14 protein-coding genes are annotated in these 14,493 nt (G+C 39.3%); 11 read left to right on the plus strand and 3 right to left on the minus strand.

The window, feature by feature from the left end; genetic code table 11:
* Window positions 1-21: 21 nt before the first annotated feature.
* Genes CVO_RS08860 through CVO_RS08870 form a run of 3 tightly spaced genes read left to right on the plus strand, consistent with a single transcriptional unit; the run spans window position 22 to window position 3,369 of the window.
* A complete protein-coding gene (locus CVO_RS08860; RefSeq protein ID WP_159571714.1) occupies window positions 22-942 on the plus strand; it encodes a sensor domain-containing diguanylate cyclase in 921 nt (306 codons plus the stop codon).
* A 37-nt stretch (window positions 943-979) separates the two neighbouring features.
* Window positions 980-1,531: an RBBP9/YdeN family alpha/beta hydrolase gene (locus CVO_RS08865; RefSeq protein ID WP_159571717.1), complete on the plus strand. Its 552-nt coding sequence runs from the start codon at window positions 980-982 to the stop codon at window positions 1,529-1,531.
* Window positions 1,531-3,369, plus strand: a complete 1,839-nt coding sequence (locus tag CVO_RS08870) for an ABC-F family ATP-binding cassette domain-containing protein (protein WP_159571720.1) — start codon at window positions 1,531-1,533, stop codon at window positions 3,367-3,369. The genes CVO_RS08865 and CVO_RS08870 overlap by 1 nt, the downstream gene beginning before the upstream one ends.
* Here CVO_RS08870 and CVO_RS08875 read toward each other — a convergent pair.
* The 3 genes from CVO_RS08875 to CVO_RS08885 are packed head-to-tail and all read right to left on the minus strand — an operon-like array spanning window position 3,366 to window position 5,427.
* The gene (locus CVO_RS08875) at window positions 3,366-3,878 is read right to left on the minus strand and encodes a M48 metallopeptidase family protein (RefSeq protein WP_159571723.1); all 513 of its coding nucleotides are present in this window, start codon (window positions 3,876-3,878) and stop codon (window positions 3,366-3,368) included. The two genes, CVO_RS08870 and CVO_RS08875, sit on opposite strands and share 4 nt — an antisense overlap.
* A complete protein-coding gene (gene dbpA / locus CVO_RS08880; protein WP_159571726.1) occupies window positions 3,866-5,236 on the minus strand; it encodes an ATP-dependent RNA helicase DbpA in 1,371 nt (456 codons plus the stop codon). The genes CVO_RS08875 and dbpA overlap by 13 nt, the downstream gene beginning before the upstream one ends.
* A complete protein-coding gene (locus CVO_RS08885) occupies window positions 5,236-5,427 on the minus strand; it encodes a YwbE family protein (RefSeq protein ID WP_152298568.1) in 192 nt (63 codons plus the stop codon). Before CVO_RS08885 ends, dbpA begins: the two co-directional genes overlap by 1 nt.
* A gap of 85 nt (window positions 5,428-5,512) precedes the next feature.
* Here CVO_RS08885 and CVO_RS08890 point away from each other — a divergent pair, with 85 nt between their 5' ends.
* The 8 genes from CVO_RS08890 to CVO_RS08925 all read left to right on the plus strand — a co-directional run bounded on the left by CVO_RS08890 (window position 5,513) and on the right by CVO_RS08925 (window position 14,490).
* Window positions 5,513-6,736 carry a DNA recombination protein RmuC gene (locus CVO_RS08890; protein WP_152298567.1) on the plus strand — a complete coding sequence of 408 codons (1,224 nt, stop codon included), beginning with the start codon at window positions 5,513-5,515 and terminating at the stop codon, window positions 6,734-6,736.
* 41 nt (window positions 6,737-6,777) lie between these two features.
* Entirely contained in the window at window positions 6,778-6,969 is a 192-nt protein-coding gene (locus CVO_RS08895) for a hypothetical protein (RefSeq protein WP_152298566.1), read from the plus strand.
* A gap of 89 nt (window positions 6,970-7,058) precedes the next feature.
* A complete protein-coding gene (locus tag CVO_RS08900) occupies window positions 7,059-8,270 on the plus strand; it encodes a TolC family protein (protein ID WP_159571729.1) in 1,212 nt (403 codons plus the stop codon).
* The gene (locus CVO_RS08905; RefSeq protein ID WP_159571732.1) at window positions 8,267-9,472 is read left to right on the plus strand and encodes an efflux RND transporter periplasmic adaptor subunit; all 1,206 of its coding nucleotides are present in this window, start codon (window positions 8,267-8,269) and stop codon (window positions 9,470-9,472) included. The genes CVO_RS08900 and CVO_RS08905 overlap by 4 nt, the downstream gene beginning before the upstream one ends.
* The gene (locus CVO_RS08910) at window positions 9,469-10,179 is read left to right on the plus strand and encodes an ABC transporter ATP-binding protein (RefSeq protein ID WP_152298563.1); all 711 of its coding nucleotides are present in this window, start codon (window positions 9,469-9,471) and stop codon (window positions 10,177-10,179) included. The genes CVO_RS08905 and CVO_RS08910 overlap by 4 nt, the downstream gene beginning before the upstream one ends.
* On the plus strand, window positions 10,176-11,387 hold the full coding sequence (locus CVO_RS08915; protein ID WP_152298562.1) for an ABC transporter permease: 1,212 nt from the start codon (window positions 10,176-10,178) through the stop codon (window positions 11,385-11,387). The genes CVO_RS08910 and CVO_RS08915 overlap by 4 nt, the downstream gene beginning before the upstream one ends.
* A 102-nt stretch (window positions 11,388-11,489) precedes the next feature.
* On the plus strand, window positions 11,490-12,404 hold the full coding sequence (locus CVO_RS08920) for a DUF234 domain-containing protein (protein WP_159571735.1): 915 nt from the start codon (window positions 11,490-11,492) through the stop codon (window positions 12,402-12,404).
* Entirely contained in the window at window positions 12,400-14,490 is a 2,091-nt protein-coding gene (locus CVO_RS08925) for a helix-hairpin-helix domain-containing protein (protein WP_159572243.1), read from the plus strand. The genes CVO_RS08920 and CVO_RS08925 overlap by 5 nt, the downstream gene beginning before the upstream one ends.
* The last annotated feature ends 3 nt before the right edge of the window (window positions 14,491-14,493 follow it).

Below are 14,493 nucleotides of genomic sequence, written 5' to 3' on the forward strand. Positions count from 1 at the left end.
TATTTTTTTGGAGAAAGCGTTATGATGGGTTCAGACAAACTTTTAAAATCAATTCTTGATACCATAACTCAGCATATTTGCGCAATTGATAAAAATGGCAACATTATCTATGTCAATAGAAGCTGGATTACATTTGGAGAGAACAATAGCTCCTCTATACACAAAGGCTGGGATAAGATTAACTATCTTCAAGAGTGCGACAAATCCGCATTAAAAGGGGATAAAGATGCGATTATGGCAGCCAAAGGGATAAGAGATGTTATAAACAAAGTGAAAAATTTTTACTATCTTGAGTATCCATGCCACAGCCCGAATGAAAAGAGATGGTTTATGATGAGAGTTACTCCGTTTAAACTTGAAGAAAAAGAGTATTATGTTATTTCACATGAAATAATAACAGAGAGAAAATTAGCTGAAGAGAAGGTACTTAACCTCTCTCGAATTGATGGACTGACAGATATTGCAAATCGCAGATATTTTGATGATTTTTTAGAAAATGAGTGGAGACGCTGCGTACGCTTAAAGATGCCGCTCTCTCTTGCCATTATTGACCTTGACCACTTTAAACTGCTCAATGACACCTATGGACATCAAGCGGGGGATGAGTGTTTAAAAAAAGTGGGGTCTGTACTTAAAACATTTGCAAAAAGACCGGCTGATCTTTGTGCGAGATACGGCGGAGAGGAGTTTGCAGTAATCTTAGGCGATACAACCCTTAAAAATTCACTAACCTTGATGAATAGTCTGCTAGATGCCATCCGTCAATTAAAAATTCCAAATAAAGATTCTTCGGTAATGCCGACATTAACGGCAAGTATAGGATTGGCAACACTCTATCCTCATGCCTGCAAGGAGAAAGAGGAGCTTATAGCAGCTGCGGACAAAATGTTATATAAAGCAAAAGAAAACGGTAGAAATCATGTTGCATATGAAAATAAATAACTTGATATACTTTTATTATTTCCAATAGGAGCAAAAAGTGAAAAAAAGAGTTTTAATTTTGCATGGCTGGGGCGGAAGCGATTTCCCTCACTGGCAGAGCTGGCTGGCAGGAGAGATTGCAAAAGATTACGGGTGTGTAAGTTTTTTAAAATTCAGCGATCCTGATTTTCCCGATAAAAACAGATGGAAAGAGGAGTTAACCAAAGAGCTCGATGCATTTAATCCGGATATTGTTATCTGCCACTCTGTTGCAAATATACTATGGTTTCACATCTGCAATGAAACAAAACCCAAAGAGCTGGAAAATCTTTTTCTCGTTGCTCCGCCAAGTCTAACATGCGATATCAAAGAGATAGAGAGTTTTTACCCTTGCAAAATTCCTGCAAATTTCTACGCAAAAGAGTCTCTTCTTATCACATCAACAAATGATCCCTACATAACGCAAGAAGAGGTACAAGAACTTCAAAAAAGACTAAATATACCTATAGAAGTTTTAGAAAATGCAGGGCACATAAATGCTTCAAGCGGTTACGGTGAATGGCCGTGGATACTGCAAAAAATTAAAATTTCTCCAAATAAAAGAGATTAATGATACAACTTATAAATATCTCAAAAAGTTTTGCTTCACAGGAGCTTTTTTCCAATCTAAACTTTAAACTAAACTCAGGCAATAAAGTTGGTTTGGTAGGACGCAACGGAAGCGGTAAATCAACACTCTTTAAAATCATTTTAGGTGAAGAGCTTCCCGACAGCGGGGAAGTGATTATTCCAAAAGGGTATAAGATAGGCGCGCTAAAACAGCATTTGAAATTTAGCGAAAACTCCCTTAGAGAAGAAGCGGCGCTCGCACTTGAAGAGGAGATGAAGTATGATCTCTACAGAGTAGAGAAGATTCTCTTTGGCTTGGGTTTTACGCAGGAGGATCTGGAAAAAGACCCACTCTCATTCTCAGGCGGCTATCAGATCCGCATCAATCTTGCAAAGCTCCTAGTTACAGAACCAAACCTTCTGCTCTTAGACGAGCCGACAAACTATCTCGATATCCTCTCTCTAAGATGGTTAAAAAGCTTTCTGCGCTCTTTTGAGGGAGAGGTGATTCTTGTCACTCATGATCGCGACTTTATGGATTCGGTCACAACACATACAATGGGAATTATCAGAAAAAAATTAAATGTTATCCAAGGCGATACCCATAAGTTCTATGAACAGCTTCAAGCCGATGAGGAGCTCTATGAAAAACAAAAAATTTCTCAAGATAAGAAGGTAAAAGAGCTTGAAGATTTTATAGCAAGAAACAAAGCCCGCGCCTCTACGGCAGCTCTTGCACAATCAAAAGTGAAACAGCTGCAGAAAATGGATCGGCTTGAAGATCTGGGATATGATGCAACACTAAAATTTGATTTTAACTACAAAGAGACACCTGCAAAAGTTCTGCTTGATGTAAAAGATCTCAGCTTTGGATATACAAATGATAATATTTTGTTTAAAAACATCTCATTTTCTCTTCAAAAAGGCGAGCGTCTTGGTATTATCGGAAAAAACGGCAAAGGAAAATCAACCCTTTTAAATACTATGGCAGGAGAATTAAAACCGCTAAGCGGAGAGATTCATATGCACCCAAGTACAACCTTTGCACACTTTGGGCAGACAAATATCGCTCGACTTCACCCAGATAGCACGGTAACGGATGAGATTCACTCGGCAAATACAAAACTCTCGACTCAGGTTATCAGAAGCATCTGCGGAGCTATGATGTTTAGCGGAGACAGCGCCGATAAAAAAGTATCTCTTCTCTCAGGAGGAGAAAAAAGCCGTGTAATGCTTGGTCAGATTTTAGCCCGCGATGTAAATCTTCTTTTTCTCGATGAACCTACAAACCATTTAGATATGGACTCTATAGAAGCGCTTACAAAAGCGATTCAAAATTTTCAAGGCTCCGTTATTCTTGTTACCCACTCAGAGGAGCTGCTTCGCCGCGTCTGCGACAGACTTATCATCTTTAAAAAAGAGAGTGCAGAGTATTTTGAGGGCGGATATGATCTCTTTTTGGAAAAAATAGGCTGGGATGAAGAGGAGGATGAGCTTCAAAAACCAAAGCAGAAACCAAAAACAAACAACAAAGAGAACAAAAAGATAAGAGCAGAGCTTATCCGACAAAGAAATATGGAAATCTTGCCTCTGAGAAAAAGAGTTGAAAAATTGGAGAGCTCTATTATGAAAACAGAGGAGCTTTTAGAGGCAAATCATAAAAAACTTATAGAGATCTCAAACAGCGGTGAGAGCTCTAAGCTTATGGAACTCTCAAAGCTTGTCTCTTCGCAGGAGAGTGAAGTTGAAGAACTCTTTGAGCAGCTGGAGAGCGCCCAAAATGAACTAGACTCAATTACACAAGAGTATGAAGAGAAGATAGCAGAGATTGAGGATTAACCCCACTTCTCAATCTTGCCTTTTATATCTATATGCGTCAAATAGAGCCTCAAATCAAACTCTATCTGATGATAAGAGGGCTGCATATACTCACACAAACTATAAAACGCTCTGTTGTGTTCTTTCTCTTTGAAGTGCGCAAGCTCATGTACAACTATCATCTCCAAAAACTCTAACGGAGTGTTTTTAAACATTGTAGCTATACGAATCTCATTTTTGCTTTTTAGCTTTGAGCCCTGCACTCTTGAGATAAAATGATGGGTTCCAAGCGCATTGTGAATAATATTAATCTTTCCATCATAAAGAACTTTGCTAAGAGGCGCAACCTTTTTCATATGGGCATTTTTAAGTTCATTTACATAAGCAAAAAGCGCCTTGTCTGTTTTTATGGCATGAGAGTTCGCGTACTTTTTTTTAAGGTACTGCCCTAACTTCTCTTGCTTTATAAGTTCTAACACCTGTTTTTTTGTTGTTTCTGAGTAGTGATTTATATACTTTAGAGAATCCAAACTGAAAATTTCTTCCCTTTGATTTTTCCATTTTTGAGCTTCTCATGTGCCTCATCTATTTTCCCGGCTTCAATAGCAACATAACTCTGTCTGTCGTAAATATCTATCTTTCCAATAGAGTCGCCGCTAAGTCCGGCTTCACCGGTGAGTGCACCCAAAATATCGCCTGCACGGATTTTATCTTTTTTTCCGCCCTCTATAACAAGTGTTATATTTTGAGGCTTCATCTCAAAATTTTGCACGGGTTTTAACAGGTTTGCATCTTCAAAGAGACGATTCTCATCTCTGTACTCATCTGCTTTATCCGCTTCATAAGGATTTATAAAGGTAAAAGCCAAGCCTTCAGCTCCGGCTCGCGCCGTTCTGCCGATGCGATGTGTGTATATCTCTTGACTATGGGGCAAATCATAGTTTATAACCATAGAGAGCTCTTTGATATCAAGTCCACGCGCAGCAACATCGGTTGCTACTAACACCGGAGTGCTTTTGTTAGCAAACTGTACTAACACATCATTTCTCTCATACTGTTCCAAATCGCCGTGAATTGCAAGAGCGTCGATTTTGTTTTTTTGCAAAGTATCTGCGATCTCCTGCACTTCTGCTTTTGTGTTTGCAAACACTATAACATTTTCAGGTTTGAAATTACCGAGTATATTTATAAGAGTGTCTAGCTTTTGAGAGCTTTGCAGCTCATAAAAACGCTCTATTATTTTGTTAGCAACCTCTGTTGAAACTGTCTTTATATTTAGAGCATCTTTTTGAATAGATGCACTGATATCTAAAATCTCATCTGTGTAGGTGGCAGAGAAAAGAAGCGTTTGCCTCTGTTTTGGAACAAAGCTTAAAACCTCGTTTATCTCTTCGCTAAAACCCATATCCAGCATTCTGTCTGCTTCATCAAGAATGAGTGTATCAAGATCTTCAAGCGAAAGTGTCTCTTTTTTTAAATGTTTTAAAACTCTTCCCGGAGTTCCTACAACAATATGCGCTCCATGTCTAAGAGAACCTAGCTGTGGTCCAAAAGCACTTCCTCCGCACAGAGTCAAAATCTTTATATTATGCTTAAATCTAGCAAGCATTCTAAGCTCTTTTGCAACCTGATCTGCCAGTTCACGCGTTGGGCAGAGTATAAGAGACTGAACTCTAAACTTTTTCACCTGCAGCTTATGAAGCAAACCTATGCCAAAAGCCGCTGTTTTGCCGCTTCCTGTTTTTGCCTGAGCTATTACATCTCTGCCCTCTAAAATATATGGCAGACTTTGCGCTTGAATCGGTGTCATCTCTTTGTAACCAATCTCATTTAGGTTACTAAGCATCTCTTTTGATAGAGGAAGGTTTGAAAAATCTTTTTTATTCATTAATATATCTTTTTTACTCGTCCGACTTCACGGCTCATAAGACGAACTTTGATACCGTGGGGATGAGATGGGGATTTTGTTAAAATATCGCGCACTACTCCATCTGTTAAGCGGCCGCTCTCTTGATCTTGTTTAAGTACAATCGCTACGCTCATGCCACTTTTTATATCTGCTCTTTTTGTACCGTCCATAGGAGTATCCTCTGTTTTATATATGCAATTATATCTATTTTATGCGTTATGCTACAATACAGCAATAATTTGGAGAATATAAAAGATGTTTGAAGCCCTCTATGTAATAATAGGTCTGCTATTTGGCGCCATCGCTGTTTGGATTACAACTGTTAGCAATTTAAAAACTCAGCTTGAGAGTGAAACCATAAAATCAAACACTTTGATGAATGAAAATGCGGTTTTAAAAGAGCGTATAAACGGTATAAATGAGAAAAATCAGGAAAAGATAGAGCTGCTAGAAAAGAACAAAGAGCAGATGAAGCTTGAGTTTAAAGAGCTTGCAGATAAGATATTCGAATCCAACTCCCAAAAATTCTCTCTTCAAAATCAAGAAAGTATCAGCAGAGTGATAAATCCGATAAAAGAGCAGTTTAACGAATTTAAAAAACAGATAGATGATGTCTATATAAAAGAGGCAAAAGACCGCTCCATGCTTCAAGCGGAGATAAAAAGCATCAAAGAGATAAATCATCAGATGAGCAAAGATGCCAAAAATCTTACCAAAGCATTAAAAGGCGAGAGCAAAAAACAGGGTGTTTGGGGTGAGATGGTTTTAGAGAGCGTACTTGAACACTCAGGCCTTAGACTCGGTATTGAGTATGAACGAGAAGTCACTCTTGAACATAACAGCGACGGCAGCAGATACCGCCCCGATGTTGTAGTGCATCTTCCAGACAACAGAGATATTATTATTGATGCAAAAACTTCACTTAAAGCTTACGAGGAGTATACATCCTCTGAAAATGAAGAACAAAAAGAGCTCTTTGCCAATCATCATGTCGCTTCTATAAAAAAACATATAAAAGAGCTTAGCGAAAAGGATTATACAAACCTAAAGGGTATCCAAACACTTGATTTTATCTTTATGTTCGTACCGATTGAAAGTGCGCTGCTGATGGCTATGGAGTATGACGGTTCGCTATTTGACCAAGCCTTTAAGAAAAATGTTATTTTGGTTGGACCGACTACCTTAATGGTCTCTCTTCGCGCCGTTGAAAATACATGGAAATATGAGAATCAACAAAGAAATGCACAGGAGATAGCAAAAAGAGCCGGACTTTTATTTGATAAATTTTCAAGCTTCGTTGAGAGTTTTGAGAAGCTCGGAAAACAGATAGGAACTGCACAAAAAACATATGATGAGATATTTTCAAAAATGCACACGGGAGCAGGAAGTGTAACAAGCCAGTTTCAAAAGTTGGAAAAACTTGGTGCCGCTACCAGCAAAAGTTTGCCCGAACATATAGTAAGAGCACTTGAGGATTAAATCGCAATTATTATATAATTTGCAAAAAAAAGGAAAAATATATGCAGATGATTGAAGATTTAGAAGAAGAGCTCGAAGAAACACTTGCAAAGATAGATGATATCGCAGCAAAGGTCCAAAAAAAAGAGCTGGATGCATATGAAGGTTTTATGAAAACTGAAAAATATAAAAACAAAATAGTAGAAATTGGAAACAAACTTAAAGAAAAAGGCGTAGATATAACCAATCGTTAATAAATCATTAATATGAAATTAAATTATCGTTAACATCACTGATATATAATTTTACCAGCATCTATTAGAAGAGGAAATTATAATAAAATATGAAAACAAAAATTAAAATTTATCTAATCGCAATTTTTTTCTCTTTAACAATAGCAGACGCGCAGGATGTGGAACTATTATCCCCGCAAAAACAGGATATTTTGCATCAGCAGCAAAATAAGTACGAAGCTGAAAATGAAAAACTAAGAAACAACTGGATTGCACCGCTTAATCTGGGTGCTTCTTACAGTTACGACAAAAGCGCAAACGGCAATCACAGCGACACCAAAAAAGTTTCTGCATCCATAAATCAAGATATATTTCGCTCAGGGGGAATTATCTATCAAATCAGTTATGCCGATGCAAAAAAAAGAGCCGATGCGATTGAATTAAAACAAGAGATTGCAAATCTCAATGAAGAGCTCTTTAGTGCACTGCTCAATTATAAAAAAAGCAGATACGAGCTAAAGCAAAGCGGCAAAAAACTTGATAACTACGATATTGAAATCTTTATCAAATGCCAGCTTTATGATGTGGGAAAAGCTGATATAACTGAGCTTAATAATGCACTGATGGATAAAAGCGGCGAACAAAAAACATATGCCTCATTGGAGTATGAAATAGCTAAAGAGCGGCTTGAAATTGCAAAACTAAGTGATATAGATCCAGATAATTTTCCTCTTTACTCTTTTGATTTGGTTCAGGAGGATGCATATCTTCAAAACAATTTTGAAGTGCGCTATGCCCGTGCGCAGAGCCAAACATATGAAGAGCAGTATAATGTAACAAAGAGCAGCTATCTTCCTGCCGTTGCCGTTAATGCCGATGCGGGATATCTTAAATATGACCCAAAAGAGCTTTATGAGGGGTATGACGGCAATTTTTACACAGCAGGAGTTTCAATAAATATTCCGCTTACCTATAATGCTTCAGCCGCAAAAGAGGAGGCAAAAGCACTCTATCTAAAACAGAGTGCGGATGCGGCAGATAGGGCACGCAATGCAAAAGCATCCTATGCTCAATCTCTTGAGCTTATTGAGAGCTATCGCCGCTATATTGACATCAGTTTAAAAAACATAGTGCTTTATGATGAGTTAATAGAGACAACAAAAGCAGGAGTGGATGCCGGCTCAAAAACCGGATATGATCTTCAGACGCTTAAAAACACCAAAGCAATCGAAGAGTACACTATAAAAATAAATGAGATCAATATACAACTTGAACTGGCAAAACTTCACTTTGCCCTCAACACAAACAGGGAGATAAAATGAATCCTTCAACAGATGAGATAGAAAAAACACTTGGTCTTACTCAAGACTCTAAAAAATCATATAAAAAATATATTTGGATAATCTCTTTTTTTATGCTTCTCTTTATTGGCATCTTTTTTTACAAATTTTATACTGATTCCGGTAATGAAGTGGTTTATAAAAGCGCGCCTGTAGAGCTAAAAACAATCACTACAACCGTCTTGGCAACCGGAAACCTTGAGCCTACAAACAGCGTTGATGTAGGAATTGAAGTATCAGGAACCATTAAAGAGGTTTTGGTGGATTACAACAGTCGTGTAAAGGTTGGAGAGATTATGGCGCGTCTTGACACTACAAAACTTGCTTCGGCGGTTGAGAGTTCAAAAGCGGCTCTTTTGCGATACAAAGCAAATGCCGCCGAAGCAAAGGCATCTCTTGTATATGCACAAAATGAGTGGGAGAGAGTTGATAAAATGTACACGGCGACAAAAGGCAACTATCCCTCAAAAAAAGAGGTTGACGAAGCATATGCTTCACTGCAAAAAGCAAAAGCTGTCCATGATGCCGCGCTGGCTCAAACCAGACAGGCATCCGCCGAACTTGCATCCAATGAAGATGATCTGCGCAAAGCAATTGTTGTCTCTCCGATAGATGGAATTGTACTGGATCGTAAGATAGAGCCCGGGCAAACTGTTGTTGCCTCCATGGAAACACCCATTCTTTTTACAATGGCAAAAGATTTAACAAAGATGAAAGTCATTTTAAGTGTAGATGAAGCGGACATAGGCGAGGTAAAAGAGGGACAAAAAGTTGAATTTAATGTCGATGCCTATCCTGAAAAAAAATTTCACGGTATTATCACTCAGATTCGCCTCAATTCTGAAATTATTAACGGAGTAGTTACCTACAACACTGTTGTTGAAGTAGATAACAGTGATCTTCTGCTGCATCCCGGCATGACTGTTTCAGCTTCTATTACTACCGCTATTTTAGATAGTGTATTGAGCGTGCCAAATGCGGCACTTCGCTTCACTCCTGCAGTGGAACAAAAAATCGGTAACAAAAGTATCCGCTCAAAAACACAAAGCGTGTGGATACTTCGTCAAAACGAACCACTTAAAGTAGAGGTAAAAACCGGCAAAAGCGACGGCACTTCAACATATATTACAGATACATCTTTAACAACGAATGACAGCGTACTTATCGGGATAGAAAAACAATGATAAAGCAAAAAAAACCTATCATTGAACTTCGCCAAACTGTCAAATCCTACGGAAAAGGAGAAGCAACGACTTATGCTCTTAGAGGAGTAGACCTTAAAATAGAACAAGGAGAGTTTGTTGCCATTATGGGTCCTAGCGGCTCTGGAAAATCAACCGCTATGAATATTATCGGCTGTCTTGATACTTCCAGTAGTGGCAACTATCTCTTTAACGGGGTTGAGGTCGGAATGCTTTCTCGTAATCAGCGTACACTATTGCGGCGAAATTATATAGGTTTTATTTTTCAGGGATTTAATCTGCTAGGAAAAACATCTGCAATTGAAAATGTGGAACTCCCGCTGCTATACCGCGGTCTGCCTGCCAAAAAAAGACATATCTTGGCAATGAAAGCTCTGCAAAGTGTGGGACTCGAACATGTAGCCCATCACACTCCGGGAGAACTCTCAGGCGGACAACAGCAACGCGTAGCAATTGCAAGAGCGATTGTAACCGATCCGCTGATTCTTTTAGCTGATGAACCGACAGGGAATCTCGATACCGTCAAAAGTATAGAGATTATGAATCTCTTGCAATCATTCAATAAAGAGAAGGGAATAACCATTATCATGGTAACACATGAAAATGAGATGGCGAAATATGCCTCGCGAACAATTCATTTTCGCGATGGAAAAATTGATGACGCAAACGGCATAAAGGAAATTTTATGATTTGGAACGCTTTTTTACTTGCTTTGCGCGAAATCCGCAGAAGTGTTATGCGCTCAACGCTTACAATACTAGGAGTTGTTATAGGCATAGCATCGGTTATTACCATGGTCATGCTGGGCGATGCGACAACCGCATATGTAACGCAAAGCATCTCAAAACTGGGCACAAATATGCTTATGGTGATACCTGGGCAAGAGCGTAAAGGACCTCCCAGCAGTGACCTTACAGCCAAAAAATTTACGCATAACGATGTTGAAGCATTAAAAAGAGAGATTGCTGAAGTACGCGGAGTAGCGCCTGTGGGATCAAGTACAATCCAAGCAGTATATGGCAATAAAAACTACTCAACAACCGTCGAGGGGAGCAATAATGACTACTTTATCGTTAAGGATTGGGTTTTTGCTTCGGGTAGAAACTTTAACGAGAGTGAACTCAGAGGAGGAAAAGCGGTATGTGTAATTGGGGCAACAGTTAAAAGAGAGCTTTTTGATGATCAAGATCCCATTGGAGCTGCTTTGCGACTCGAAAATTTTTCATGTGAAGTGATTGGAGAACTTGAGTCTAAAGGTGCGGCAATGTTTGGAATGGATCAAGATGATATTGTCGTTGTTCCGATTCGGATGTTTCAAAGGCGTATCAGCGGAAATCAGGATATCTCTCGAATTATGATTTCAGCAAGTGCGGCATCGGCTATCGAAGATGTTAAATCCTCTATCACTCTGCTTATGCAGGAGCGTCGTCGTATACAGGCGGGAGAGGAGAATGATTTCAATGTACATGATATGCGTGAAATGGTTCAAACTCTCTCTTCGACAACAAAGATGCTCACCATCTTACTTGGAGCCATTGCAGCAATCAGTCTGCTAGTGGGCGGCATAGGAATTATGAATATTATGCTTGTCTCCGTAACAGAGCGAACCCGTGAAATAGGGATACGGCTTGCAATAGGTGCAATGGAGCGGGAGGTTTTGCTGCAGTTTTTAGTCGAAGCCGTTGTTCTTGCATCTCTAGGAGGAATCATCGGTATCATCCTGGGAGTAAGTGTCGGCGTGGGCATCACTCTTTTTTTTGATCTTCCTTTGATTTTCAATACCTTTATTATTATCATTGCATTTCTTTTCTCTACATGCGTAGGAGTTGTTTTTGGTTACTTTCCGGCACGCAAAGCGGCACAGTTAAATCCTATCGATGCATTGCGATATGAGTAAATTTTTATATATCCATAAGCATTGATATTTTTATTTTCAGATTTTTCTTTAGAGATAGTTTTTATTCCTGTATAATTTCAAAAACAGATTAAAGGCTTTCTTATGGCAAAACATCCATCACTCTTAGAACAGTTTCGCTCTTTTTGTTTTCAAAACACTCCACAAGAGCTAGAGCAGGCAATAGAGTACTTCTCTGTATTTGGCGGAACGAGCTGGAGTGTTGACATGTCAAAGAGTCTTGATGAGTTAGTAGAGAACAAAATTTTAAAAAATTACACCTATATCCACGGTGATATTACAAAAATCACTCGCAGCGACAAAACAAGCCACGCACTTTTAAGCGCGGCTGCAACGGGTGACGGACGAGTTCATTCCGCGCTAAAGAGAGCACGCATCTCAAGAGCTGAAGGCGAAGAGGCGATTGATGCGCTTTGCGCTAAAAATATCCTAAAGCGTGAATATTCGCTTGAGTCTCCGCCAAATGAGGATGAAAAGGTAGATGAAAAACTAAACTTTAGCACCCCTTTTATGCGTTTTTGGTTTGCTTTTGTCTCTCCATATTTTAAAACTATCAAAGATGGAGACTTTAAAGAGGCGATGGAATCGTTTGCAAACCGCAAGAGCGAGTTTTACGAGCTTACTTTTAAAAAACTCTCCCATGAGCTCATCAAAAAAAGCTTAAAAGATGACCCGATTATAGAGATAGGAAGCTACTGGGATAGAAATACACAAATCGATATCTTGGCAAAAACAAAGTCTGGAAAAGTCATTGCAGGAATATGCAAATACTCCAACCAAAAAGCAAAAAAGAGTGAGCTCGGCAAACTTCAAGAGCAGTGCCGCCAAGCTGAACTAACGCCTAACATCTATTTTATTGTCTCCAAAGGCGGTTTTTCAAATGAGCTAAAAGCCTTAAAGGGCGAAGATGTTAAACTATTTGCTCTAAAAAATTTTAAAACACTTATAGAAGACTTGAGCGAAAAAGATTTTATAGAGTGCGTAGGAAAAAAATATTAATAATTTAATCAATCTGCTAACCAAAAAAACTGCTCTTAAACGAGAACATATAGAAAATATTTTAAAGCTTCTTGAGGAGGGTTCAACCATCCCTTTTATTGCCCGTTACCGCAAAGAGATGACGGGCGGAGCGGATGATGAAGTGCTCCGTGAGTTTGAAACTATATACATAAGTGCCAAAAAACTACTTGAGCGAAAAGATGAAGTTTTAAGGCTTATTAGCGAAAGAGCGACCTTAACCGAAGCCGTCAAAAAGAGCATAGAAGAGGCTCAGAGCTTAAGAGTCTTAGAGGATATCTACCGTCCATACAAAGAGAAGAAAAATTCCCGTGCGGCAACTGCCATAGAAAATGGTCTCTCTCCTCTTGCGGATATTTTAGAAAAAGCGCGGCTTAGCGAAGCCGAGTTCAAAACAAAAGCCAAAGAGTTTGTAAGAGGCGCTATTACATCTGTAGATGAAGCAGTGCAAGGAGCGCAGGATATTTTGGCAGAGCGATATGCAGATATGCCAAGAGAGCGTGAAGCAATAAGAAACAATATGCTGCGTCATGGAGTTTTAGAGATTAAAAAAACAAAAAGTTTTGATGAAAACGGACTCTTTAAAAACTTTGCCCAAAAAAGCGAAAAAGTAGCTTACATACCGTCTCATCGCTATCTTGCCGTAATGCGCGGAGTTAAAGAAAAAGAGCTTAGCGTAAAGATAACGATCGATACCGACTACATAGAAACAAATATAAAGCAGTACAAGATCCTGCGCAATGCTTCAAGCTCGAAAGAGCTGCTTTTTGAAGCCTACAGAGACGGACTAAAGAGGCTTCTGCTTCCATCCATTGAGCGAGAAGTTCAAGCCGAGCTAAAAGAGAGAGCCGACATAGCCGCAATTTCGGTCTTTGGAAAAAATCTAAACCAGCTTCTTATGACTCCACCTGTCACAAAAAGAGTAATACTAGGAGTAGACCCCGCTTTTAGAACAGGGTGCAAACTGGCTGTTATTGATGAAAACGGCAATTATCTTGAGTCATGCGTTATCTATCCGACCGAACCACAGAGGGATTATGAAAACTCCAAAAAGAAAGTACTTCTCCTAACAAACAAGTATAACATCACGGGCGCGGCTATCGGAAACGGAACAGGTTCAAGAGAGACGCAGGAGTTTTTTGCAAGGCTAAACAGAGATGAGAATGCAAAACTAAACTACACGGTCGTCTCAGAAGCAGGCGCATCGATCTACTCTGCTTCAAAGATAGCTTCGCAGGAGTATCCAAACCTTGATGTGACTATAAGAGGAGCAATCTCCATAGCTCAAAGGCTCCAAGACCCGATGGCAGCTCTTGTTAAAATAGACCCGAAATCTCTAGGCATCGGGCAGTATCAGCATGATGTTGATCAAAAACTTTTAGAGAAGAAACTTAGCGATGTTACGCAGGATCTTGTAAACCGCGTAGGTGTTGATATAAACTCCGCATCTCTCTCGCTTCTCTCTTATGTAGCAGGTGTGAGTGCAAAAGTAGCCCAAAACATTATCGCTTTTAGAGAAGAAAACGGTCCATTTGAGACAAAAGAGCAACTCTTAAAAGTAAAGGGTTTAGGTAAAAAAGCGTACGAGCAGGCTGTGGGATTTATCCGCATCAAAAATAGTAAAAACATTTTTGACAACAGCGGAATCCACCCTGAGAGTTACGAAGTTGCTAAAAAACTTCTCGGTTTGGATCTCGCAACTGTTAATGTTAAAGACAAAGCTGCCCAGCTGCATGTCGGGGAAGAGACGCTAAAAGATATCATAAAAGAGCTGCAAAAACCCGGTTTTGACCCAAGAGAAGAGTTGCCGCCTATCCCATTTAAAGAGGGCATAACGGATATTAAAATGCTGAGTGTAGGAAGTTTTGTCTCTGGGGTTGTCAGAAATATTGCTGATTTTGGGGCATTTGTGGACATTGGACTGAAAAATGACGGCATGATTCACATCTCAAAAATGAGCGTAACAAAAATTTCTCATCCGCTTGAAGTGCTATCACTAAATCAATACCTGCCTCAAATCGAGGTTGTATCAATAGATGAAGGAAAAGTCGGACTTAGTCTGATATAAAAC

It is taken from the genome of Sulfurimonas sp. CVO (assembly GCF_009883775.1).
Lineage (GTDB): Bacteria > Campylobacterota > Campylobacteria > Campylobacterales > Sulfurimonadaceae > Sulfurimonas > Sulfurimonas xiamenensis.

Bases quoted from the DNA above. Each gene is read 5' to 3' on its own strand.
- CVO_RS08860 (WP_159571714.1), top strand. From the start codon at position 22: ATGATGGGTTCAGACAAACTTTTAAAATCAATTCTTGATACCATAACT.
- CVO_RS08870 (WP_159571720.1), top strand. From the start codon at position 1,531: ATGATACAACTTATAAATATCTCAAAAAGTTTTGCTTCACAGGAGCTT.
- dbpA (WP_159571726.1), bottom strand. From the start codon at position 5,236: ATGAATAAAAAAGATTTTTCAAACCTTCCTCTATCAAAAGAGATGCTT.
- CVO_RS08885 (WP_152298568.1), bottom strand. From the start codon at position 5,427: ATGGACGGTACAAAAAGAGCAGATATAAAAAGTGGCATGAGCGTAGCG.
- CVO_RS08890 (WP_152298567.1), top strand. From the start codon at position 5,513: ATGTTTGAAGCCCTCTATGTAATAATAGGTCTGCTATTTGGCGCCATC.
- CVO_RS08895 (WP_152298566.1), top strand. From the start codon at position 6,778: ATGCAGATGATTGAAGATTTAGAAGAAGAGCTCGAAGAAACACTTGCA.
- CVO_RS08900 (WP_159571729.1), top strand. From the start codon at position 7,059: ATGAAAACAAAAATTAAAATTTATCTAATCGCAATTTTTTTCTCTTTA.
- CVO_RS08905 (WP_159571732.1), top strand. From the start codon at position 8,267: ATGAATCCTTCAACAGATGAGATAGAAAAAACACTTGGTCTTACTCAA.
- CVO_RS08910 (WP_152298563.1), top strand. From the start codon at position 9,469: ATGATAAAGCAAAAAAAACCTATCATTGAACTTCGCCAAACTGTCAAA.
- CVO_RS08915 (WP_152298562.1), top strand. From the start codon at position 10,176: ATGATTTGGAACGCTTTTTTACTTGCTTTGCGCGAAATCCGCAGAAGT.
- CVO_RS08920 (WP_159571735.1), top strand. From the start codon at position 11,490: ATGGCAAAACATCCATCACTCTTAGAACAGTTTCGCTCTTTTTGTTTT.